Origin of the sequence: Photorhabdus heterorhabditis (genome assembly GCF_001280945.1) — a bacterium.
Taxonomy (GTDB): Bacteria; Pseudomonadota; Gammaproteobacteria; order Enterobacterales; family Enterobacteriaceae; genus Photorhabdus; species Photorhabdus heterorhabditis.
On sequence record NZ_LJCS01000037.1, the window covers coordinates 22,270 to 47,379 of the forward strand.

Here is a 25,110-nt window from a genome sequence, read left to right on the forward strand (position 1 = left end):
ATTAATGTCGGTTTCTGGCAAGTTAATACCGGTAAGACGACCATCAAACTCTTTTGCTAGCGCAGAAAGCAAATTCTGGTAGCGTTTGCGCAACTCTATGAATTCCACTGAATAGCAATCCATAGCCTTGTGCTTTGCCTTCCTTTTTCTCAAGAAAGCGCTCTTGGATTTGGACAACCCGCTTCTTTTTGATCTTGCTAAGTGGCATCAGATCTTTTTCGATCGCGGAGAAATCATATTTCCTTGATGCACTTTCCAATTGCTTCCAGTTATAAATAATTTGCATACCATCAATATCCTGTCGTTCTTGCAGAGGGCGTAACTGATGGAGGTTATCAGATAAAGTATAAAGAAAGTTTTGCGGTTTTTCTGCTAATGTGGAAGCTGGATTATTCCATTCATTAATCGATGATATTAGGTTGATAATTACAACTTCTCTTTGAGCGTTGGTTGATTCACATAATAAATGCAACATCGTTAATCTGGAAGTAAGCATGTTCGTATTCCCTTAAATAATTCATTTTATGTTTTACCACCCCATGTTTTTCGGGAATGATGATGTAATCGGTTTACCACAAAATTTATTTTCTTAGCAGAGACTTCATTAAAATCGGTTCCATTTGGAAAGTATTGTCTAATTAACCCATTGATATTCTTATTGATCTCTCTTTCCCAAGACACGTAAGGGTGGGAAAATTCCCCGATTGCAGCAGGTTTTAAAAGGTTATTGCCTGAGATGGGGGAAGATATTTCTTAGAGTATACCAACAACGAGTGAATATTATCATTGATAGAATCGATAAAGAAAATCCCAGTAATACAAATACATAATCTATTGGCTTTTCCAAAACTTTTCTCTTGCGATAGTCAAAACGTCGGAATTCCCCATCGGTTTGAAAATCTTGTAGCTGATAAAAGTGATGACTAACATATTTATCCCATTATTAATGTATTCATTGTGGATAACTTGTCTTCTAATACATGAATTAATGAACAAAATAAGTTGAAATAGCTTAGGTTATATTGCATATTGAACAGACGTAAGAACATGTGACACCACTCAAAGATAGGGTGGTTTTTTGTCAAGTAGAGTAAATTTCAAATACTGACATATTAAGGGCGTTTCTTTTCTTAAGAAAGAGCCGTATCCGAGGGGATATCATGTCATACTCAATGCAGCGAATAGAGGAAATGGCTGAAGAGATCATTTCTGGACTTTTCGCAGATGGTAGAACTCCAATGGAACAATTTGGTATTAATTGGAAGCAGGCTGAACGCTTAGAGCGTAATGCTCCCCAGATAGTTATGGGGTATGAGCCAGATGAAGATTGTTTGCAACATGTGCGTTGAGGTGTATGAAACGCAAACCAGTCGTTAAAACCCTAAAAATATGAATTCAATTATGGCCTCGCTTGGTTGCGGGGCTTTTTCATTGTCGGCTGTTGGAGCAACAGGATAAAATTGTCAGTCAGCAGGAGCGGATAAAACGCTTGTCTGATTTGGATGATAAACATATAGAGTAACTTGCTAATACTAAATCTGAAATTGACGTTTTTCAGGCAACTGAACAAGATTATTTTGATCTACGAAGAATGATTGCTGAGAACGAGCAGCAAACTCAATATTTGCGGGGTGACATCAAAACTCAGCGCTAGTGAACATTAATACCAATTTTACAATGTGTTGTGTAAGTTTTCATGGTGTGGAGTCTCTTACTATCTGATTTATAAAGATAACTCTGTATTGGTGGTTATTTATTTTTAGCTAATATATAATTTTTCTTCATCAGAAACTGGGTATTTAATCCAATTTCATACCGGAGTGATTATGATCCCAATACAAACAGAAAGAGCAGCCCTTCTAATTTAATCAATTTGTTAAATTTTACATTAGAAGGGAAAAATATGAGTTACTCAAAGGTTGATATAGATCTCTGGAATAGGAAAGCGCATTTCTTGCATTTCCGTAATGTCGTGCAATGTGGATTTAGTCTGACAACAAAAATTGATATTACCCATTTGTTATCTTCGTTGGTAGAAAAACAATATAAATTCTACCCGACCATGATTTATTTAATATCAAAAGTTGTGAACTCTTACTCTGAGTTCAGAGTGGCTATAAAAGATGAAGAATTAGTTGTATGGGATAGTGTAAATCCTGCGTATACAATCTTTCACAATGAAACAGAAACATTCTCAGCGATTTGGACTGAGTTCAATTGTGATCTGCCAGAGTTTATGAAAAACTATTCTGCTGATTATGAAACCTATAAAGATGATCTTTGTTTTTTTTCTAAACCAGAACTACCTGAAAACCACTTTCATATATCGTCAGTGCCGTGGGTAAGTTTTGATGGGTTTAACTTGAACGTTGCGAATTTTACAGATTATTTTCCACCCATATTTACGATGGGAAAATTTTACAAGAATGGAAATCAAACGCAGTTGCCTTTGGCAATTCAAGTGCATCATGCTACTTGTGATGGTTTCCATGTTGGGCGTGCTATTAATAAATTACAAGAGCTATGTGACGATTTTATTTAGTTAAAGTCAACCTGAATTTTCATAATGATGAATCATAATTAATGATTAAAGCGGCTCATGAATTTATGGAATGAGCCGCAGGCGATAGTTGAATTAATTCTGTTGTTTCTTATTTAATTTATCTCCATTTGTGAATGTTTAATAGGGTTGAAAATAAAAATTCATATTTTATTAATATTTTCTTCAATTATTAAAATATAAGTCATCATTATTTCTCAGTTAAAAAAAGGAGCAGTATATAAGATAGTAGATAACCAGATGCTTGCCGTGATGAACATGATAATAAGCTTGGTGAAACGCCAATAAGATGGCTTGGGAATTGTATTTGTGGGGATGAATGATTCGGTATTCTTGGACTGACTATCTTCTGGTTCTTTATCTTGAAATGGCAAAATAAAACGATAGCCCTGTCGGTATACTGTGTGTATTGCTTCGCCTAGCTCACAATAGCGTAGTGTCCGGCGTAACTTACAGATCAATTGCAATAGATTGGTTTCTGCTACTCCGTTTTGGCGTTCAGGCCAAACCAGCGGGATTAGCTGTTCCCGGTTTAAGGTGTTCCCTTGTGATGCATGTTCCCACAGTGCGAGTAGCAGGCGTTTCTCTTTCTCCGTAATGATAAACATATTCTTACCATGGATTATTTTGTTGGAGTCACAGTCCAAATAAACATCTCTAGTTATTTTCAGCATAACGCATTCTCTGCCTCTGTTTAATGTGTTTAGTGTTTACCTATCCGCTATAGCCAGGAGACTCAAATAGGCTTATGCCTGTTAAAATTTATATAATTTCTGCATTAATAATGCAAGAAAATAAATAATTTAAAATTTTTATTTTGTTTTGTAATGCATATTATCTTTCTGATTTTTATTGAGAAATAAAATTAATGATAATTATTTATTTATCAATTTTATTTATATTTTTGATGGCGGTTATTTTTATTTATGAAATAAAGGGGCGTTTTATAATATAGATAAAAAATTTTTAGGTATTATTGGATTTTTATAAATCATTTTTATGCGGATTAGAGAATAGATGACTATGAGTGATGCCCCAGCTAACTGGGAGATATTGGGTGATTGTTGGGTAATTGTATTGAATCATTGAGCAAAAGCAGCGATAAAAATAATTAGTTTTTATTTTTAACTTTTATTTAGGTATGGGTGAGTGATTATTGATCAGCGAATGGCTCTAGTGTGATGTTTATCACGTACTAATCACGTACTAATTTAGTGGGTTCAGGTGTTAGTTAGGTCGCCTCATTTCTTCTAGAGGATTTGGATATAAAAGCCGGGCTAATACACCAGAGGAATTAGGCATGATACCTAAGGGCGGTAGCGTACCTGAAATGATGAGTGTTTTAGCTCAATATAAATTTTTTTAGGAAGGAAATAACGATGTCTACAACTGCCGATCAAATTGCTGTTCAATACCCAATCCCAACCTATCGTTTTGTCGTTACCATTGGTGATGAGCAAATGTGTTTTCAAAGTGTATCAGGATTAGATATCAGCTATGACACAATTGAATATCGTGATGGAGTAGGTAACTGGCTACAAATGCCTGGACAGCGTCAAAGACCGACTATTACCTTGAAGCGAGGTATCTTTAAAGGGCAATCTAAGTTGTACGATTGGATTAATTCTATTTCTCTTAATCAGATAGAGAAGAAAGATATTTCTATTAGTCTGACCGATGAAACAGGTTCAAATCTGCTGATTACCTGGAATATCGCTAATGCTTTCCCAGAAAAGCTAACTGCGCCCAGTTTTGATGCAACCAGTAATGAAGTTGCGGTGCAAGAGATAAGCTTGAAAGCAGATCGGGTTACTGTTGAATTCCATTAATACACTGTTTGGTGTCAGGAATAATCTGGCACGTTAATACAGTGCTTTTTAAAGGCTAATATTATGACAATTGATACATCTTATCCGGGTGTCTATATTGAAGAAGATGCTTCATTGGCACTTTCTGTCCGTACAAGTGCAACGGCAGTGCCTGTTTTTGCTGTTGCAAATAACAATTTATTAATGTCAGCGACCCATATTCGCATTAGTAGCTGGTTGGACTATCTGACACGAAAAGGAGGGCAATTTAATCCCACTGACATGCTTGATATTTCACTACGTGCTTATTTTATTCATGGCGGTGGATATGGTTATCTGGTTAAAACCAAAGATTTAGCCAGCCAGGTTCCAGAACTTGATGATGTAACCTTGTTGGTTGCTGCCGGAGAAGATATCAAAGAGGCTGTAAGTACACTTTGTAAACCGGGTAAAGGATTATTCGCCATTTTTGATGGCCCAAAGAGTGATAGTGAAATAAAAGAACCCGAAAAAATACTTCAATCTTACCCTGCGACCCCTTACGGGGCAGTTTACTATCCCTGGCTAACAGCTGAATGGGGAGATAAAAAAGCTCCCGTTGATATTCCACCCAGTGCCGTGATGGCCGGTATTTATGCCAATGTCGATAACAGCCGGGGGGTTTGGCAAGCACCGGCTAACGTCCCTATTCAAGGCGGATTACAACCTAAATACCCGGTGACTGATGATTTACAAGGGGAATATAACAAAGGTAAAGAAAAGTCAGATAAGGCGTTGAATATGATCCGTACCTTTCCTAAGGGCAGCACGCTTGTCTGGGGAGCCAGAACACTTGAAGGTAGTGATAACTGGCGTTATATCTCGGTTCGTCGCCTGTTTAACAGTGCAGAAAGGGATATCAAAAACGCCATGAGTTTCGCGGTATTTGAACCCAACAGCCAACCCACCTGGGAGGTTGTGCGCCGGGCTATTGATAATTATCTCTATTCCCTTTGGCAACAAGGCGGATTAGTGGGAAATAAAGCTGATCAGGCTTATTTCGTTCAAGTTGGTAAAGGCACCACGATGACTGATGATGATATTAAACAGGGCAAAATGATCGTCAAAGTGGGTATGGCGGCGGTTCGTCCGGCTGAATTTATTATTTTGCAGTTTAGCCAGTCAATTGGGCAAGCTCGGTAAAAATCATCTAAATTGAATGAGGACGTTATAATGCCTTCTGTCGCATATACTACACCCGGTGTCTATATTGAAGAGGATGCTTCACTCTCGTTATCAATTAGCACCAGCCCAACAGCGATTCCGGTTTTTATTGGTAAGTTTTTTAGAAAAGATGGAACCCCGATAAAACCGGGTAGTTGTATTAAAATCACCAGTTGGTTGGATTTTACCTCACAGTTTTCGTTTTCGCCTGTAGTGTCAGTAAAGGCTGAGGCTACCAAGGTTGAACTTAAGCCTAAGCCTGAACCTGAACTTGAACCTAAGCCTAAAACTACGGAACCAAAAGACATTCAGAGACTTGCTGTTACTGAAGGTAGTGATTCGCTAGAGAAAGAAAAAGAGAAAAAGGAAGGAGAGGAAAAGGAGGTTAAATACACCTATACCTATGTTGCCACTATCACAGAAATTTCTTTAAGTGCCTTTGCTGTGCAGCATTATTTTAATAATGGCGGTGGTATCTGTTATTTGTTGCCATTGGTAGCAACTGATGCAGGTACTGCGACAACAGAATTAGCAACGCTGCCAGACCTGATTGAAAAACAGCAGGAGATCACTTTACTGCTCTGTGCTGAAACGGATGAAACGTTAAAACCCCATACAAAACAGGCTGTTTACGATGCGATAAATTCCTTGTTGCAAAAAAAAGTGGGTTATTTTCTGATTGCTGACAGTAAAGATGGAACAAATAAGCCAACGACCCAACCGGATAAAACCGCTGTCTATTACCCTGATTTAGAGACCTCTTTTACTTATAACCCGCCAACGGATGCTGATATTGTGTTAAGGGGTTATCAGGGGAATAAAGAGGTGAATATGCTAGCTGATCTGAATACGGATTCACCAAAAGAGTATAAAGAAGAGTATGAAAAAGCTAAAAAATTAGCTTATGACAAATGGCAGGCAGCTAACGTACCCACAACACCAATTACCTTGCCACCCAGCGCCGCCGTTGCGGGTGCTTATGCGGCAACCGATGCTAGTCGTGGTGTTTGGAAAGCGCCCGCCAACGTAGCATTGAATAATGCTAAACCAAACAAGGTGATCACCGATGATAAGCAAGGTGCTATGAATAAAGCGGGCATTAATGCTATCCGTCACTTTACTGGTAAAGGCACCCTGATTTGGGGCGCACGTACCCTGAAAGAAAGTGATGACTGGTGCTATATTCCGGTACGTCGCTTATTTAATAGTACAGAACGGGATATCAAACAGGCAATGCAAGTTGCTGTCTTTGAACCCAATAGCCAACCCACCTGGGAGCGAGTACGGTCAGCCATTGACAATTATCTCCACCAACTTTGGCAGCAAGGGGCGCTGGTCGGTAGTCACCCTCAGGAAGCCTATTTTGTGCAAATTGGTCAAGGTATCACCATGTCCGAGACAGATATTAGGGACGGAAAAATGATCGTCAAGGTTGGGATGGCGGCGGTCCGTCCGGCTGAATTTATTATCCTGCAATTTTCGCAAAACGTAGCACAGTAACTGCATTAAGACGCGGTTTAGCGCTGCGTCTGTTTACTGCTAAGGAGATGATCATGGAGATGATAAAACAGCCAGGCGTAACCGTAACGGAAAACCTAATATCGCAGAAACAGGATAATGAATTCATCGGGGTACCTGTTTTTATCGGTGATATCCAACGTCTTGTAAACGAAAGCAGTCGCGATAAAGCCGTTAAACTCACTAGTCTGACCGATTTTACTCTGACATTTGCTCAGTCAGGATTAACGTACTATTCCGTGCGCCATTTCTTTGAAAATGGGGGACAGCAAGCCTATGTATTGCCACTGGGTCTTAATGCGCAATTAAAAGATTTTCAATCATTGATCACTGCGTTACAACAGGATTGGATTAAACAGGTCATTTCCGCAGAGAGTGCTATCACACTGATTGTCATTCCTGATATTGCCCGCTTTAATCGGATGGGTGATCCCAGCGCAAAAATAGATCTTTGGTTGCAGTTTTGGCAGTCAGTGCTCGATCTTTGTAAGAGCCGGCGTGGCATTATAGGATTGTTGGATGCCCCTGATGACCTAGCACTGGCGGCTAAATGTTTAGAGCAGTTTTCCTCAAGTGATCGGCAATGGGGCGCGGTATATTGGCCAGCACTGAACAGTGCTTACCAGGACGAAAGGCAAAATACTATCGTGCTTTCGCCTACGGCTGCGGTTGCTGCTGTCATTCAGAGTAACGATAAACGGAAAGGCATATGGACTGCTCCCGCTAATGTGGCTTTAGCCAAAGTGGTGAGTCCGATACGCTCTTTTATTGAAGCTAATGCCTTCTTTAATCGGGATGATGACACCCCGTTGAATCTGATTCGCAGTTTTCCCGGCAAAGGGATAAAAATCTGGGGATGTCGCACTCTGGACAACACACCCGACTCTCCCTGGCGCTATATTCAAATTCGCCGTCTGGTTTCCTATATTGAAGCTCATATGACCCGACTCGGCCATGCTTTCGTTTTCGAGCCAAATAACCCGATTACTTGGATGAAACTTAAAGGCCAAACTTATAACTGGCTACATCAGCTGTGGTTAAAAGGTGGACTGCGGGGGACTGAGGAAGAACGGGCATTTGACATCTTACTCGGTGTTGATGAGTCAATGAGTGAAGCGGATATGCGGGCCGGGAAAATGATCATGAAAATCAGGCTAGCGCTGTTAATTCCGTCAGAATTTATTGAGCTGAGTCTGACGTTTGATACGCGTACCGGTACAACCAGGTTAAGTTAAACAGGGGCAAAATATGCAAAACTTCTACACCCCGTCAGTATCACACCGTTTTATCGCCAGTTTTTTGTTTAACAATATTCCCAGTCCACTTGATATTGCCTTTCAGCGGATCTCGGGTCTGAGCCGTGAACTGCAAACCACCCAACACAGCCAGGGTGGAGAAAATGCTAGAAATGTTTGGCTGGCCGATAAGATCCAACATGGCAGTTTGGTGTTGGAGCGTGGTGTGATGACGGTGACGCCGCTCACTCTGGTATTTGATCATGTCCTGCGTGGGGAAAAAGCGATTTATGCGGATGTGGTCATTATGTTGCTGAATGAAAATTATTTACCCGTGGCAAGCTGGACAGTGAGTAACGCCTTACCGGTTCGTTGGTCTACCGGTGACTTTGATGCCAAAAGCAATGCTGTTTTGGTGAACTCTTTGGAATTACGTTATCAGGATATGCTCTGGTTAGGAGTGACAGTATGACGGTAGAAATTAAAGAACTGATTATTCGGGCCAAAGTCACTGATTCCATGAGTGATTCATCATCTCCACGAACATTAGTTCAGGAAGAGTTAGATAATGCCCGCTTGATTGAAAGGGTGAAGCGAGAGGTGCTAGAGGCATTACGTGAAGCAGGAGGTCATTATGAGCTTAATTGAACGTAGTCTGTCCAAACTCACGCTGACTGCTTTTAAAGATCGGGAAGGTAAAATCTTGGTGGGCAGTTTACAGGTCATGTATAACCCGGATGCAATCCAGTTCAATTATCAGGCCAGTTATAAAAAGGAAGAAAGCGTTACCGGTACCTACCAAAGCAACCAATATGTATCGTCTCAGCCTGCTGGCTTGTCATTAAATCTGTTGTTTGATGCCTCTATGCCCGGCAACAATACGCCGATCGAAACCCAGCTGGCGATCCTGAAAACCCTCTGTGCCGTTGATGCTGGCACTAAAGCCCCCCATTACCTTAAAATCAAATGGGGCAAAATGCGCTGGGAAAATAAAGGTTATTTTGCTTGTCGGGCCAACGGCCTCAATATTCATTACACCTTATTTGACCGGGATGCTACGCCGTTGCGGGCAACTGCCACCTTATCTGTGGTGGCAGATGAAAGTTTTGTTATTCAAGCTACCGAGCAACAATTAAAATCGCCACCGGTTACTGCGGTCAGTGTAACCGATATGCTCTCTCTACCTTTGATCGCACTGGGTGCCGGCGCTTCTCTGGCAGGCGGTATCGATTATCTCTCTCTGGCTTGGCAAAACGGTTTGGATAATCTGGATGATTTCACGCCAGGACAAACGCTGCAAGCACGGAGGAAGGCATGAATATACCCGAGATAGCCATTAAGATAGATGGCAAAACGCTCAGCCAATTTACGGTTATCAGTCTGACAATCAACCACCATATTAATGGTATTCCTTCGGCTAACATGACTTTGGGTATCGTTGGTGATGTGAGTCATATATTCGAGGCAAAGGCTCAGGCTGAATTGACAAATTGCCGCCCGAATCATGAGCTTATCGTGCAGGTCCAAAAAAAAGTGTTATTTAAAGGTGTCATCGTTCGGCAGGCACTGGGGCTTAAAGGTCAGGACAGCATGATTATGCTGACGGCAAAACATCCGCTGCAAAAATTAACGCACAGTTTCCACTCGCAGCTATTTAGTAAACAGAGTGATGAGGCGATTATCAGGAAGCTATTCAGTCAAGCGGGCCTATCTGTGACAATAAAACAGGCCCCTCAGCTGAAAACGGTTCATGAGCAAATGGTTCAGTTTCGCTGTAATGACTGGGCATTCTTAAAAAGTCGGCTTAATGCCACTCATACTTGGTTGTTACCCGGTCACGATGCTATTACGTTGGTCACACCGGAGTCACTTAATCATTCAACCGTGCATACTCTTCGTCAGCGTGGTAGTCATCAGGACGTTGTGTTATTTGAAGCTAATCTGCAATGGGATAATCAGCGTAGTCCTAAAATGGTCAGTGTGCAATCTTGGGATATTAGCCAACAAAAACTATCGAAGGCCATTCAAGTAAAAAATAGTGGACTGGGTCAAAACCAACTTGCTATAGACAATCTGAAATCATTGACTGACCAGGAATGGCAATGGATTTTCAGCTATCCGTTGGATAATGAACAAACTCAACGTGTTGCTCAAGGCATCATGGACAACCGGAGAAGTCATAACATATCCGGCAGTTTTGAAGTTGAAGGTAATGATCGCTATCAACCGGGTCATATTCTGGCATTAAACGGCTTTGGTCAGGGGATGGATGGTCAGGCGATAATCACCGGTGTCAGTCAGACAATCACTCAGCGACAAGGTTGGCGTACCCGGTTAACTTTAGGCATGCAATCAGACGCAGAACAGGCTGTACCGCAAGTTAAAGAGTTACATATCGGTATCGTGGAGAAATACCAACAAGACAGCCAGTCACTGGAGCGTATCCCGGTTAAAATCCCCGCTTTTAACTTGACCAACGGTGTACTTTTTGCCCGGCTGGGTAAACCTTATGCCAGTCATGAAAGTGGATTCTGCTTCTATCCAGAGCCGGGGGATGAGGTGATTATCGGTTTCTTTGAATGCGATCCCCGTTTCCCGGTGATATTAGGCTCCATGCACAACCCTAAAAATAAATCGCCGTTAAAACCCAGTGAAAAAAATTTGGTGAAAACGTTAGTGATTAAACAGGGGGATAACCAGCAGGCATTGCTATTCGATAATGAAGATAAAACGCTCGCTTTTAATAGTGGCAAAAATACGTTATCTCTGCAACAGGATAAAGATATCACGATGAGTTCTGCTAAAAATATAATAGCGCATGCACAGGAAATTCATATTCAGGCTGAAAAATCCCTGTCAGCCGCTGGAAAGTCTGGGGTAGAGATTAAAGGGGCGAAAATTAATTTAACCCAATAATAGGACAGTAAAATGACAAACAAAATATTGGCTGATATTTATGGTCGGGGCTGGGCATTTCCGCCACAGTTTTTTATTGATGAAAATATTCCTGAAACACAATCTGGCGTAAAAATGGCGGAAGGAGCCGAGCATGTTCGCCAGAGTATGAAAATCCTTTTTTTAACGGAACCTGGCGAGCGGATTATGCGTGAAGATTATGGTTGTGGCCTGAATGATTATATGTTTGAAAATATCAGTGATGAACTAATAGCACGAATTCAAACGCGCATTGAAGAGCGAGTATTACGTTATGAACCCCGTGCAGAAGTGACGGAAATTCAGGGGAGCCAGAGAACCGATTTGCCTAATACCTTACATGTTCAGGTGACTTATGCCCTGAGAGGTAGCGAAATTAGCCAGCAAATTGAAGGTATTCTTGAGATTGGCGAAGGGCCGATACAGGTGATCGTATGAGTAAACAACTGGTTGTTGATGGCGACATCCTGCTATTCGAACCGTTGTTTGGTAACCGGCAGGTCATCATTTTGGGGCCGGCAACCATCAGAGGCAGCGGGCACGCGCAAATCCGGGGGAAAAAGATCGTTATTGTGGGGGACGAAAAAAAAGTACAGTTTCAAGCGCAATATATTACCCCCAGCCACCCGATACCCGGTATGGGCATGGTCACCATTGCTCAGTTAGATGCCAGCCAGCAGGTAAACTTTTGTCGCAGCCCTGTCACGGTGATTATTGTTGGGCAACAATTTACTGCCCGTTTTACGCCGTCACAACCAGCAACTAGTCAGGCTGGCCCAGATGTGACAGCACCCAGTATGGGAAAAGGCCGTTTTATTGCCAGTCAATATGCCGTTAGTGCCGGGTAGATAACAGTTTAATCTTATTTTCAAATAATCATGATCTCCTGAAAACATATTAAGGTTATATTCAAATAACAGGTGGCGTAAATATGGAACAGACCGGATTAAATAATAAACTTACCGCTATCGTACCGGATACCAATTTTAAACTTGATGAAAGAAGTATGTTGGATATTTTAAATTGGCTTAAAACATATGCGGAAAAAATTCCCTTTGATCAGGAGAAAAAGAAATTCTGGGATAGTTTCTACTTTATTCAGGAAAATCATCCTCAGCAATTAGTGGATATTTACCAAAATGTGCATAAAGCAAATGGCCTTTTACCCGCCCATCAGGCATTTTTACTGGCTTTTTTAAAACTATTAGAAACAACTAAAATATTATTCAATACCTTCCCGGCACGGCATCGTAATCTTTATTACCGGGAGTTATTGGGTTTGAAACCCAGAAATGCGCGGGCGGATCAGGTTGCAATAGGTATTACCCTGAATGCTGATTGTGCCGAATATCTTATTCCAAAAGGAACACTTTTTGATGCCGGGCATGATAGGGCGGGAAATCCGTTACAGTATGTGACCGAATCCGATTTATTAGCGAATCAGGGGGCATTAACCGATTTGCGTTGGTATCGAAAAGAGGGTGATGGCTGGCAATCGGCAATACTATTGAATCTTGCAGAGAGCATTAAATTACCAGAAAACGATATCCGGCTTTTTAGCCCAACATCTAATGATGTTTCAGTGCTTTCAGGCTATCTGATTACTTCGCCTCTATTTACCATGTCAGCAGGAAAACGCAGTATTAAAGTGACACTGGCGAACAAGTGGGAAGGTAATCGTGATCACATCATTGCTCAGATCAGTTCGGGAGATCATTGGCTTTCACTGCCGAAACCTTCTGTAACAACAGAAGTAAAAGAGAATACCGAAGTAAAAGAAAATACTGACGTCCATTGCCTTACATTTTACTTGTCAGCTAACCATGATCCCATCACTCCGCCTGATGGTTTGGATAATATGACGTTTGATGTACCGGTGTTAAAGCTAGGTACCACTCAAGGCTCTACTCTACCTAAAATTACCGAGATCGAAGTCAATGTTAATGGTAACCGCAGTGTGTACTATGCCTCTGATGGCGGTATTGAACAAACGGATACAACCAGTTTTCCCTTTGGTCAATTGCCGTCGTTAGGCTCCGGTTTTAATTTGGTTGCCCCGGAATGGTATGGCTCTGAAAACGCAACATTGACGATTACGCCTCAATGGGTTGGCTTGCCGCAACAAAATTTTTCACAATGGTATGCAGCATATGATACTAAACCCGATAATAAGGCATTTGAGGTTCAGGGTTATTTAGTTACTCCTAATAAGGAAAAAAAGTCGATTAATGGACTCCAGTCGTTATTCGGTGGAGCTAATGAACCCCAAGGGCAAAGTCTAACGTTTACCTTACCGGCAATGGATTACCCTCTTGCAGACAGTCCAGAACCTAATGATTGGCCTGCATCGGTGCGGATAGAACTGGCCAAGCAAGATTTTATGCACCCCCAATACTGGAAAAATCCCAAAGATAAGAATTTACCCTATACGCCACAAATCAGTGCGTTACAGGTTCAATTCAGCGCTAAAGCCAAACCTGAACAATTTGCCGTTTATCCTCTGGCACCTTTTGGCCGTGGCGAGGCAGCAGCGGAAACGTCAGCATTCACCCATGAAGCATTTTATTTGGGATTTACCGGTGTACTGCCAGGGCAAACGCTATCCTTATATTGGCAGTTAGAAGGTCTTAAAGCGCTTAATTTATCCTGGTTTTATCTCAACAAACACAACATCTGGAGTCCATTGGATAAACGAGTTCACGATCAAACGCGTAATCTGTTTGATCGGGGTATCTGGCGTGCCTTATTACCAGAGGACGCGGCAAATCAAGTCGCTCTGATGCCGACGGGCCGGTACTGGCTGAAAGCAGAGATAACCAATCAGATTAAACCTCAAGATTATCCACGTATTAAGGGCCTGCTGTATAACGCTACAATCGCCACCTTAATTAATCCAGAAACGGTTGAGCGGGATCATTTTATCAATGGATTGGCCGCCGACAGTATTAAACAACTGGTCACGGCATCCGTTGCGATCAATGGTATTACCCAACCTTGGGCATCCTGGAATGGTCACCCGCCAGAAACTGAGCAAGCCTTTTTGAAACGGATTCCTACCCGGCTATCTCATCGTAACCGAGCGTTGAGTTGGGGGAATATGGTGACATTACTAAAAGATCATTTTATTAGCTTATTTGATGTCAGACACCATTCTGGCAGTAAATTAACCACTATTCCGGCACCAGAAAAGCAACAATTGATCGTGATCCCGGACAACCGTTACAAAGATAACGATGATGCGCTACGCCCGAAATTGAACGCGGCTCGATTGAAAGAGATGATTGAGTGGTTAGGTCGATTAAGTAGCCCTTGGGTAGACATTGAAATTAGCAATCCTACTTATGTTGACGTCCTGATCCGTTATCACCTGGCATTTGTTGACGGTATTAATTCCGACTATGGCTATGATCAACTACAACGAGAATTGAGTCGGCAATATATGCCATGGGGGGAAAATCCTGTTATCGGTGTCGCAATCGGGAGTCACATTGATTATTACCAGTTGTTAGCCACGATTCAGCGATCACCTTTGGTTGAGCGGGTCACTGGCTTAACTTTGCAAAAAGGCAGCCAGAGTGTAGGTGATAAAGGTAAAAGTATTGAAGCTGACGATAATGAAGTACTGATTTTAGTTTGGCCTGAAAAGAATTCATCAAATCAAGGAGTTAACAATGAATAATCAGGATGCATTGTTTTCCATCGTTAAAGACGATATTGCCTTTGATACCTTACTCACTCAAGCAAAAGCGATTATTAAGCAACAATCCGGGCAATACTGGAGTGATATGGGGGAAAATGATCCCGGTATTACGCTATTAGAAGCCTGTTGTTATGGTGCGTCCGATTTAGCCTATCGCCATTCATTACCACTTCGGGATCTCCTTACCCCTAAACCAGAAGAACGGACATCCGGTGATGGTATTTTTCCACAAGAATTTAGTCCGCAACAAATGCTGACTTGTGGCCCCATTACGGCGGAGGATTATCGCCGGGCCTTGTTGGATTTGCACAGTGGCGACACTTTACATAGTGACGACACAGTTAATGGTTATTTTTTATTTAATGATGTGCTGCTGGTATGTGAGCCTAAAGGCCAACGCTATGAATACTGGTATAACAAAGAGAAACGTGAATATAGATTTAAAAATTCTGGAACAGATAGCCAATTAACCCTAAGAGGAAACTACTGGCTTTATTTACTCCCCAGCCGGGAAACTGAAACCAATAAAACTCAGGCTGAGGAAATCCTGAAAGACTTCTTGCGGAACAACCGTAACCTGGGAGAGTTTGTCAGTAAAATTATTTGGCTGGAACCCGTCGATCTACCATTACAGATTGATATTCAGCTAAATGATGATGTCAAAGATATCGCTGACATATTGGCTAAAATTTATATGACAGCGGAAGAAATAGTGATTGAAAAGCCATTACGCTATACCACTGAGGCAATGAAGGAACAGGATTACAGTAATGAAGAAATTTTTGATGGGCCTTATTTACATCACGGTTGGATACCTCAATTACCGCCGATTAAAAATTACGACGGCTCGATGGTATTAAAGCTAAGTCCTCTGGTTAACCGATTATTGACGATTAAAGGTGTTCAAAGTGTCACCCGGCTGGAATTAGGCGAATATGATACTCACCTTATTTCTCCGCTATCGGGCGATAATTGGTCCTGGAAAATTGTTAAAGAACATTATTATCCCAGACTATGGGGCCAAGATCCCTTAGCATTGATTACCTCACCAAACGGCCCGCTGACTATTATTGCTAAAGGTGGTGTGAAAGTTTCGGTTTCTAAAGAAGATATAGAGAAAAAGCTCATTACAGAACCGCTGATTGATACACGGGCAGAATTATTAAACTGGGGAAAACATCGTAAAGTCCGGGATTACTATCCGGTGAGCAATAAATTACCTGCCTGTTATGGATTGCAGACTGACGCTAATACTCAACAACAAAAACAATTGCATCAATTTATGCTGCCTTTTGAACAAATGTTGGCTAATGGCTGCGCTGAACTTGCTTTATTGCCAAAACTATTGGCTTTTAAACAGCGAGGAAATGCGGTATACGGTGTGCAATGGCCTTTTAAAACGAATACGATGAGTCAAAAAGTGCATCAGGAAATAATGCCTGACTTAATTAAGAAGCTAAATGATGATGCGCAAATCGACAGTAATGACGGAAGTTATTCTAAGGAATTGGAAATTCTGGATTACCTATTAGGCTATTTTGGTGCTCATCGTGCAGCCAGACCTCTGATACTTAGCCGACAGGATTTTCTATCTACCCAGCGCGGTTACTTAGCTCAACAACCAGAATTGGCCTATCACCGTAATAATATTCGTATTGATAAGGTGTCGGCACTGCAAAAACGGATTGCAGCTCGGCTGGGTTTGGGGAAAAAATGTTTCAATGAACCACCAGATCTGGCAGACCTTCCTTTTTACTTGATTGAGCATCGTCGGCTTTTACCCGTAAAATCTAATGCGAAATTCGACAAGGAGCAAGAGCCTGATGCTCTGGATATTAAGGATAACCCTAGTTCTAAAAGCCATCATTTAATTATTACCCAGAAAAAAGAAGTGGTAGGGCAGTTACTGCGTGGGCAAATGATTGACCTGATTATTAAAGGCGATAATGGATTCACATTGCGGGGGCAAATAATTACTAAAATTACGGAAAAATCATTTTATCTTGATACCCATAACAGTGTGGTTTTGGAACACAGACTGAAAGAAGTCCGGCAGGCATTTGATAATAATAATTTATTCTGGTGTGATAGTCCGGTGTGGTTAGAAGATATGGATTATCAACTGGTTTATGACGATAAATTACATGAAAGTAGTGGAAAAGATGAACGATGGATTGTCTCTAATGCCTACAGCCCTTTCCCTGCAATGATCAATAAAGGTGATGAAATCACCCTGAAATATGTCATTACATCTCATGTATCACCAAGAAATACGTCGATGGGTTCAGATTCTCCATCAGATTATGAGCTAAAAGCCAAGATAATGGACTTTGATCGTATTGAGGGTTGGATAAAACTCGAAAAAATGGCAAATCAGAAACATAATTTTCCACCAGAAGAAGAAGCGTGGCGTTATCGTTGGTATTTTTCCAGTGAAAAATATGCTTATACCGATCGTTTTTCATTTGTCGTCAGTGTAGTGATTAATCGCCAGTTAATTGGGAATAATAGTCATGTTGATCCTCACAAACTGGAATCTTGGATAAAAACTGAGATTTTAGCTGAATTCCCGGCGCATATTTCTATGATTATTCATTGGTTGTCACCAGAACGTTTTAAAAATTTTGCCAGCACTTATAAGCGTTGGCAAAATAATGGTGCTCCTTTAGGGGATGAAGCCTATCATATATTAGAAATGTTAACCTTGGGTCGTTTGCCTTCGGCATTAACCGGTACGGGAAATTTGCGCATTGCGACTGAAAAACAGAAAAATGAAGTCATCAAAGAACCTAATGATGAATTGCGTGCTAAGATGATTGAGAGTGACCAACTGTTATATGTACCAGGAGTTCAGATAAATACGGAGATTAATGAAGATAGTGATAAAAATACATTATCTGAACATTCTCAATCTCAGTCTGAAAATGATAAAAACAAAGATTAATTTACATATGAGAAGGGGTAATGTGTCATCATAATAGGAACCATTTATTTTACTATTAAATTAATTATCTTTTATACCCTATGGATTTCAAGATGCATCGCGGCGGCAAGGGAGCGAATCCCCGGGAGCATAGATAACACTGTGACCGGGGTGAGTGAGTGCAGCCAACAAAGAAGCAACTTGAAAGATGACGGGTATATTATTGAGTAGTAATATCCACATGGGTATTTAAAATAATTCGATACTATATGAGGTAATAAAAATGGAAAAAGAACATAATCTACCAAAAGCGGAAGATACTAAGAGTGAATCAAAAAATCTCTCAGTAAAATATTTAAAAGATCGTTTTAAAGCCGGCAGTATTCCATTACAGACTGATTATGAATATTTAATTGATATGGCTGATATTGGCCGCAAAGCAACCGGGCAAGCGCCTGGACAAGCCGATAATCCAAATTCAGCGCTGAAACTGGATGAGCATGGTAGATTAGTGGTTAAAATCAAGACTGGGAATGGTATCACTGTTGATTCAGATGGCATTAGTATTAATCCAAACCAAGTATTCCCTAAAGGAATGATTGTGATGTTTTCAGGTTCAGAGAATGAAATCCCACCAGGTTGGGCTTTTTGTAATGGTGATAACAAAACCCCAGATTTAAGAAACCGTTTTATTATGTGCGGTGAAACCCTTTCTGAAAAAGGCGAAAGTAGTAAAGCCAGTGGTAGTGGAGATAAGAAAAACTCCTTCAAAGATACAGAATCAATTACAGTTTCTGTCAACGTTAAAGTAGAAGATACTATACTGGATATCTCACAAATACCTAAGCATAAACATATTCAATGTCTTCCTTATCATAGTGATGGAGGATTTGGATATTCCCATGTTAATTGGGGGAAAACACCATACCGAATAGATAATACACCTAATTCGTCACTTTGGCACAAAGATAAAAATAGTAATTATGATGATCTGCATCCACATACATCAGAAGTTGGGGAGGGAAAAGGACATAATCACCCAGCAACAGGATCGTCTTCTCCACATAGCCATAAAGTTGACGTGGTTCCGCCTTACTATTTATTAGCCTTTATTATAAAACTTTAATTTTATTCCACACTGGCAGATTCATGTCATCTATACCCAGCAGCAGCTTGAAAGATGAAGGGTATATTCTTATTAATTAGAAAGGAAATATTTATATGATTTCTGAGAAAAATCAGCTGGATCAGATTACCATTAATATTGACGCTGATAATCAACAGGAGGCTAAAAAAGTATTGCATGGTTCTCTACTAAATAAAGTCAATATATATCAGCTATTTAACTTATATTTTAATGAATATACTATCAATCAAGATATTTGTTTGGAAAAATTATCATTGGATCTTGGTACAATAAGCTTGCATGATTTTAATTCATTGTTTCCGATTAGGCTTAATGCTGCGCTAAATAGAGTATTTAGCCAATGTTATAAGGATAATAATGAAGAAAAAATCTTTCAGGAAGATCCAATTATATTAAAAAATACCAATAAGCCTCCTTCACTTAAGGATAATCGTTTAATTAATATAGAGGAGTTTATTCATTATTTATCTCAAAAAGATTTTAAATTAAATTCAAAAAAAGTAATGCTAGATAATATCAATGTCAAACAGTTAATTAATCAATTAACGAGAATGGAAAGTCATTTAACATTATTATTAGCAAAAAGCTGTTTATCTGAATATCGTTTGCAACGACTTTTGTCTATCAATCAACCGGCTTTATTAACTGCCATTAATTGCAAATTATTAGAGGATATAAATATATCACAGCATCAGGAAGAATTAGTTTCCGCTGGTCAACTGATATTGAATGCGCTGGGATATATGCAGTGGCATAATATACAAGAAATAATCAAGCCAGATACGCAAGTGATATCACGTATTATCGTTGACCTCAATCAAGGGACGCTTAATGTTGTACCTATTCTTACGTTATTTCGTCAAGTTATCGTGACTAATCATTCGTTATTACATGAGTGGCTGGTGCAACTTTGGCAAACAGATCTCATTCCGCAACTTTGCAAAAAACACCTCTCTATTCAGCAATATGAAACTTTAGTTAATCGTTTTAGTGATCAAGAGCAAACTTTCAGAGAACATGCTTTCCGTAAAACAACGGAAGTTAATCTTCTATTGGCTCAGTTATTACAGATATTAGCAATGGAGCCTCAGCAAGATTTACCACCATTAAATCAGCATCAACTTTCATTAATAGCTACAGCGATTCAAACAGGGGAGGTCAAAACAGAAAATATTCTCCAGCTATTGCAACATCCGGCGTTATATAACAAAGCAGGTACAGCATGGTTAGCGCCATTATGGCAATTGACTCCTGTTTCACAGCTCGGCAAAAAACATCTTTCTGCTGAACAATATCAACATCTTTCGCAACGCTTTATATCAAATAATGCGGATCGAAAATTAATCTCTCAAGATCATTCAATATTATTAGCACCAGATAACCTATGTATTAAAGATAATCACTGTAGTCAATTGCAAACTATTAACAGACCACGCATTTGGCCGGATTTATTGACTGAACAAACTCCTTTATATCAAGTAAATAATGCTGGAATATTAATTCTATGGCCGATGTTGGCTACATTATTTAATCATTTTGGTTTGCTTGAAACACAACAATTTATTCATCATCAGGCTCAGTTTAGTGCAGTTGATTTATTGGACTACCTGATTTGGGGAGACGAAGAGGGGCAAATAGAACGAAAGACATTGAATAACGTATTGTGTGGCTTAATGGTCAATGAAGATAATGAATCAATTTTTCTTGAGCCAGAAAAACGGTTGATAACAGAGCAATGGCTGGATGCCGTTATCGCCCAACTTCTTGGCTGGAAAAACTTAAGCCGTAATGACGTCCGGCAACTGTTTTTACAACGGCCAGGTAAGTTGCTCATTGGTGAACAGGAAATCAAAATCATAATCCAACGTCAGACATTTGATCTGCTATTAAATGACTGGCCATGGCCGTTACATATCGCAAAACTTCCCTGGCTGAATCAGCCTTTATCCATAGACTGGCAAAATATTTAAAAGGTTTATATGAATTCTTTACTCAAAAATAACCATTATATGATGGCTGAGTTACGTTGGATTTATCCTCATTTGGAACGTATTGATCTATTATTGCAGCATTACTATTATCAAAAGAGAGATAAATACGACTCTTTGCCAGAAAGTTTTTTACTTGACGAAGATAAGGTAGATCAATATTTGGTACAACCGCAGGGCATTCCTCATTGGTTATCTGAGGAAAGTAATATTGTTAGCTACCCAGAAACTGAAAAGCACCTTGCCTCTAATGCTTTGTTACTATTGGTCGAACGTTTTGAACTCACTGAATTTGAATGTGATGTTTTACTGTTAGGTTTATTGCCACATTTTGACAGCCGCTATCATGCGCTGTTTGCTGCTCTGCATGGTAATAGCAAAAGACAATGGCCCAGTTTTGCTTTAGCGATTGAATTATTTAGTGAACGTCAAAGTGATCAACAATTACTGCAAAACTGCTTCTTACCACCCACGCCATTAATTAGTCATCATTTATTACTACTCAATAATGACGAGGAGTCTATCTGGTTACAAACGCAATTTTTAACTCACAGTGCAATTTGGCATTTTTTATTTGATCAGCGAGTTATTTTACCTCCTTTAATAACCTGTGCTTACTGGTGTACTCCTGCATTACACATTTGGTATCCGCCAACGCTTTATCGTCAACTTGAAAAAATATTATTGAATGAAGCAGACGAGGTGTATCCACTGGTAATACTCAGAGGAAAACAGGCCAGCGCCAGAGAATTAGCGGTGAGTAATATCATGGTGTCTCATGGCATTAATACGTTAACCCTTGATTTAGCTCGCCTGCCAAATGAAGAAAACTCAACCACAATATCTGACTTGTTAAAAAACGCAGTACGGGAAGCCCGGTTACACGATGCCTGTTTATTAATCCGCAATTTTTCTTTGCTTACCGCAGAAAAGAAAATATTAAATAGTGAATTATCTATTTTGCTGAACCAACCAAAATTACGCGTAGTTTGTTTAGTAGAATCAAGAGAATCATTAATGTGGATTAAACATCTGTCCATGGTGCAAATTAATATGCCTATGGCAACATTGACAGAAAAAGGAATCATGTTAAAAACAAGTTTACCGAGTAATTCTTCAGATGAGATTAATATCGCTAAATTATGTCAGCGTTTTTCATTTACAGCCGAAACATTACCCTTAATTCTTAAAGAGGCTTGCCAATACCAAATACTCCGGCAACCACAAGGTCAATTAGAAGAAATAGATTTGTACAAGGCATTAAGTTTCCGCGCTCAACAGAATTTCGGTAAATTAGCCCAGAGAGTTACCCCAAAACGCCACTTTAATGATTTAGTGATTTCGGATGAATTGGTCCAACAATTAAAAGAAATTATCGCGGCAATTAATTATCGTGACCAGATTCTGAGTTCTGGCTTTCAGGATAAAATAAGCTATGGTACCGGTATTAGTGCTTTATTCTATGGTGAATCAGGGACGGGAAAAACCATGGCGGCAGAGGTTATTGCTGGGTATCTTGGTGTTGATCTGATTAAAGTGGATCTTTCTACTGTTGTGAATAAATATATCGGTGAAACTGAGAAGAATATTGCCCGTATTTTTGACCTGGCGGAAGCTGATTCCGGGGTCCTGTTTTTTGACGAAGCCGATGCATTATTTGGCAAGCGCAGTGAAACTAAAGATGCTCATGATAGACACGCTAATATTGAAGTTTCTTATCTTTTACAACGATTGGAGGATTATCCGGGATTAGTCATTTTAGCCACTAATAACCGCAGCCATCTGGACAGTGCATTTAATCGCCGCTTTACCTTTATTACTCGTTTCACTTATCCTGATGAAATATTGCGTAAAAAAATGTGGCAGACCATTTGGCCTGAACAAGTTAGATTATCGGATGAGATTAATTTTGAACATTTGGCTAAACGGGCAGATCTAACCGGAGCCAATATTAGAAACGTTGCTTTATTAGCATCGATATTAGCAGCCGAAAATCATAGCGTTAAAATTGAAAATAAATATATAGAACGGGCCGTGATGCTCGAATTAAATAAAACGGGTCGATTGATTTTTTAAACATTTAATAGAATTGGAGTTAATATGATAAATATAATTGAACCTGATAATGCAATCGTTGAGGTTAATAATGCATTAAATGCAATCTTATCTCAGTATTTAAATATTTATGGTCAGAAAATTGATATCCGTTTTGATCTACCTGAAATGGAATCAATTCCATCATGTCCTACAGTTAGTGTATTTCTTTATGATATACATGAAGACCTACAACTACGTTCTGCCGAACCCAGGAGTTATTGTCCTGCCTCCAGTACATTATTGCCGGGATGGGTAAATATTAATTACAACTACTTAATTACTTATTGGCATTCAAATAAGCCATCAGGAGATAGCGCCAATCCTGATAGCCAGCCTAATAATCAAGCTGCGAAAGTCATGACATGTGTTTTGAACGCATTGGTTAATAACCGGCAATTACCTACAATTCCTGGGGCATATACCAGAGTGATCCCGCCGCAAGAAAACCTAAATAGCCTGGGTAATTTTTGGCAAGCTCTCAGCAATCGCCCTCGACTTTCTTTGTTGTATTCAGTCACTGCCCCGGTAAAACTGTTAAATATGGATGCTATAAAACCCGTTAGCCAAATTTTCTCTTCTGTAAATCAAAAATCGGGTCTGGACAGTTCACAAATAAATCAGGTTCTGGCAGAGAAATTGTATTTAGATTTGGGTGGCACAGAAGATGCACGTTTTGCCCTTACTAAAGTGAATCTAAAAACTGAATTCACCGTAAAGAATAATGAAAATCGGGAAAATAAAAACGTTATTCTTAATGTTTCTGGTATTACCTATTCGAATTATTTATCAAAAATAAGATATATTCTTTCAACTTGGAAAAATAGTCATAGTGCCATTGTGAATGTAAGTGATACCGGTATTATTATTGAGGAATATTCTGAAGAATTAATTGAAATACAAGATAATAAATTTTGAATTTATTACCCATTAATTAAAAATGGAATGTAAATAATTTATTAATTAATGTATTGTTCCTTTTTGATATATTTTTTAATAAATGTAATAGGTGGTAATATGATGCGAGAATATAGTAGCGAAGATGATTGTGTAAAAGAAAAAACAAATTTAGTAAAATCTGAAAATGCAAAGGAAGATAACTATCTGGACATAGATTATCTCACTTGTTTAGTTAATCTAAATGGTATGCCAGAGCAAAAAGATCCTAGATTAAACTCCGAAAAGTTAATAGATGATATTATAAAAATACATAATGATCCCAAAGGAAACAAATTACTCTGGAATGATAATTGGCAAGATAAAATCATCGATAGGGATCTGGAAAACATGTTTAAAACAATTGACGAAATGGTTTCTTCCTTTGGTGGGCTTGAAAGTTATAAAGATATAGTTGGAGAAAATCCTTATGATCCTACGGAGCCAGTTTGTGGTTATTCTGCACAAAATATATTTAAATTAATGACTGAAGGAGAACATGCTGTTGACCCGGTAAAAATGGCGCAAACAGGAAAAATAAACGGTAATGAATTTGCTGAAAAACTGGAACAGCTCAATGACTCAAATAATTATATTGCATTAATTAATGACCACCGACTTGGACATATGTTCTTAATTGATATTCCATCAATGAATCGGGAAAGAGTAGGATATATCTATCAGTCAGATTTGGGAGATGGTGCATTACCCGCCCTTAAAATAGCAGATTGGTTAAATTCCAGAGGAAAAGAATCGATTGACTTGAATAAATTAAAGAAATTTTTAAGTAATGAATTCATTATGCTACCTGAGAATGAACAAAGAGAGTTAATAGCTGAACTTCTTGATCTAAATAAAGATATATCCAATGTGAAGTTAGGTGAAGTTAAAAAAGATAAAGTGGTGGATATTTATTTAAGAGAATATGATATCAATGATTTCATTAGCAATATTGAAAAATTAAAAACTAAACTAACTTAATTTATCTGTTATTTATGGAAGCTTGAAAATATTTAAATTTACTATATTAACAATAATATATAATTTTTTATGATATTTAAAAG

At 39.4% G+C, this 25,110-nt stretch carries 22 protein-coding genes and 1 pseudogene; 20 read left to right on the forward strand and 3 right to left on the reverse strand.

The window, feature by feature from the left end:
* Positions 1-43: 43 nt before the first annotated feature.
* Both AM629_RS22270 and AM629_RS23475 read right to left on the reverse strand, forming a co-directional pair.
* The gene (locus AM629_RS22270) at positions 44-496 is read right to left on the reverse strand and encodes a BAR domain-containing protein (protein WP_072161889.1); all 453 of its coding nucleotides are present in this window, start codon (positions 494-496) and stop codon (positions 44-46) included.
* Between the two features lie 26 nt (positions 497-522).
* A pseudogene (locus AM629_RS23475) lies at positions 523-696 on the reverse strand (IS30 family transposase); the annotation flags it as partial.
* A gap of 464 nt (positions 697-1,160) precedes the next feature.
* Here AM629_RS23475 and AM629_RS13375 point away from each other — a divergent pair.
* From AM629_RS13375 to catA, 3 genes are all read left to right on the forward strand, one after another.
* Positions 1,161-1,349, forward strand: coding sequence for a hypothetical protein (locus AM629_RS13375; RefSeq protein WP_054479736.1), 189 nt, complete (start codon positions 1,161-1,163; stop codon positions 1,347-1,349).
* Between the two features lie 194 nt (positions 1,350-1,543).
* Positions 1,544-1,654 (forward strand): lysis system i-spanin subunit Rz, encoded by a 111-nt coding sequence (locus tag AM629_RS25135; RefSeq protein ID WP_338049390.1) that lies wholly within the window; start codon positions 1,544-1,546, stop codon positions 1,652-1,654.
* A 249-nt stretch (positions 1,655-1,903) separates the two neighbouring features.
* Positions 1,904-2,542 (forward strand): type A chloramphenicol O-acetyltransferase, encoded by a 639-nt coding sequence (gene catA / locus AM629_RS13380; protein WP_054479738.1) that lies wholly within the window; start codon positions 1,904-1,906, stop codon positions 2,540-2,542.
* Between the two features lie 215 nt (positions 2,543-2,757).
* Here the strand turns inward: catA and AM629_RS13385 are convergent, their stop codons facing one another.
* The gene (locus AM629_RS13385) at positions 2,758-3,168 is read right to left on the reverse strand and encodes a winged helix-turn-helix domain-containing protein (RefSeq protein WP_235525477.1); all 411 of its coding nucleotides are present in this window, start codon (positions 3,166-3,168) and stop codon (positions 2,758-2,760) included.
* 771 nt (positions 3,169-3,939) lie between these two features.
* Between AM629_RS13385 and AM629_RS13390 the strand changes: the two genes are divergently transcribed.
* From AM629_RS13390 to AM629_RS13470, 17 genes are all read left to right on the forward strand, one after another.
* Positions 3,940-4,389 (forward strand): phage tail protein, encoded by a 450-nt coding sequence (locus AM629_RS13390; RefSeq protein WP_015834130.1) that lies wholly within the window; start codon positions 3,940-3,942, stop codon positions 4,387-4,389.
* 63 nt (positions 4,390-4,452) lie between these two features.
* Complete coding sequence (locus AM629_RS13395; RefSeq protein WP_054479740.1) at positions 4,453-5,550, forward strand: phage tail sheath family protein; 1,098 nt, start codon at positions 4,453-4,455, stop codon at positions 5,548-5,550.
* A gap of 30 nt (positions 5,551-5,580) precedes the next feature.
* Positions 5,581-7,071 (forward strand): phage tail sheath family protein, encoded by a 1,491-nt coding sequence (locus tag AM629_RS13400; RefSeq protein ID WP_054479742.1) that lies wholly within the window; start codon positions 5,581-5,583, stop codon positions 7,069-7,071.
* A gap of 53 nt (positions 7,072-7,124) precedes the next feature.
* Complete coding sequence (locus AM629_RS13405) at positions 7,125-8,324, forward strand: phage tail sheath family protein (RefSeq protein ID WP_054479744.1); 1,200 nt, start codon at positions 7,125-7,127, stop codon at positions 8,322-8,324.
* Between the two features lie 13 nt (positions 8,325-8,337).
* Entirely contained in the window at positions 8,338-8,796 is a 459-nt protein-coding gene (locus AM629_RS13410) for a phage tail protein (protein ID WP_054479746.1), read from the forward strand.
* Positions 8,793-8,972 carry a DUF5908 family protein gene (locus AM629_RS13415; RefSeq protein ID WP_054479748.1) on the forward strand — a complete coding sequence of 60 codons (180 nt, stop codon included), beginning with the start codon at positions 8,793-8,795 and terminating at the stop codon, positions 8,970-8,972. The genes AM629_RS13410 and AM629_RS13415 overlap by 4 nt, the downstream gene beginning before the upstream one ends.
* Complete coding sequence (locus AM629_RS13420) at positions 8,959-9,642, forward strand: CIS tube protein (RefSeq protein ID WP_054479751.1); 684 nt, start codon at positions 8,959-8,961, stop codon at positions 9,640-9,642. Before AM629_RS13415 ends, AM629_RS13420 begins: the two co-directional genes overlap by 14 nt.
* Positions 9,639-11,240 carry a phage baseplate assembly protein V gene (locus AM629_RS13425; protein WP_054479753.1) on the forward strand — a complete coding sequence of 534 codons (1,602 nt, stop codon included), beginning with the start codon at positions 9,639-9,641 and terminating at the stop codon, positions 11,238-11,240. The genes AM629_RS13420 and AM629_RS13425 overlap by 4 nt, the downstream gene beginning before the upstream one ends.
* Positions 11,241-11,252: 12 nt before the next feature.
* Positions 11,253-11,696, forward strand: coding sequence for a GPW/gp25 family protein (locus AM629_RS13430; protein ID WP_054479756.1), 444 nt, complete (start codon positions 11,253-11,255; stop codon positions 11,694-11,696).
* A complete protein-coding gene (locus tag AM629_RS13435) occupies positions 11,693-12,106 on the forward strand; it encodes a contractile injection system spike tip protein (RefSeq protein ID WP_054479758.1) in 414 nt (137 codons plus the stop codon). Before AM629_RS13430 ends, AM629_RS13435 begins: the two co-directional genes overlap by 4 nt.
* Before the next feature lie 83 nt (positions 12,107-12,189).
* A complete protein-coding gene (locus AM629_RS13440) occupies positions 12,190-14,937 on the forward strand; it encodes a baseplate J/gp47 family protein (RefSeq protein ID WP_054479760.1) in 2,748 nt (915 codons plus the stop codon).
* Positions 14,930-17,902: a baseplate wedge protein gene (locus AM629_RS13445; protein WP_054479762.1), complete on the forward strand. Its 2,973-nt coding sequence runs from the start codon at positions 14,930-14,932 to the stop codon at positions 17,900-17,902. The genes AM629_RS13440 and AM629_RS13445 overlap by 8 nt, the downstream gene beginning before the upstream one ends.
* A gap of 262 nt (positions 17,903-18,164) precedes the next feature.
* Entirely contained in the window at positions 18,165-19,007 is an 843-nt protein-coding gene (locus AM629_RS13450) for a phage tail protein (protein ID WP_054479765.1), read from the forward strand.
* Positions 19,008-19,102: 95 nt separating this feature from the next.
* The gene (locus AM629_RS13455; protein ID WP_054479767.1) at positions 19,103-20,998 is read left to right on the forward strand and encodes a contractile injection system tape measure protein; all 1,896 of its coding nucleotides are present in this window, start codon (positions 19,103-19,105) and stop codon (positions 20,996-20,998) included.
* Positions 20,999-21,007: 9 nt separating this feature from the next.
* A complete protein-coding gene (locus AM629_RS13460; protein ID WP_054479769.1) occupies positions 21,008-23,092 on the forward strand; it encodes an ATP-binding protein in 2,085 nt (694 codons plus the stop codon).
* A 24-nt stretch (positions 23,093-23,116) separates the two neighbouring features.
* Positions 23,117-24,028, forward strand: coding sequence for a Pvc16 family protein (locus AM629_RS13465; RefSeq protein ID WP_054479771.1), 912 nt, complete (start codon positions 23,117-23,119; stop codon positions 24,026-24,028).
* 99 nt (positions 24,029-24,127) lie between these two features.
* Entirely contained in the window at positions 24,128-25,027 is a 900-nt protein-coding gene (locus AM629_RS13470) for a cycle-inhibiting factor (RefSeq protein ID WP_054479774.1), read from the forward strand.
* Positions 25,028-25,110: the final 83 nt, after the last annotated feature.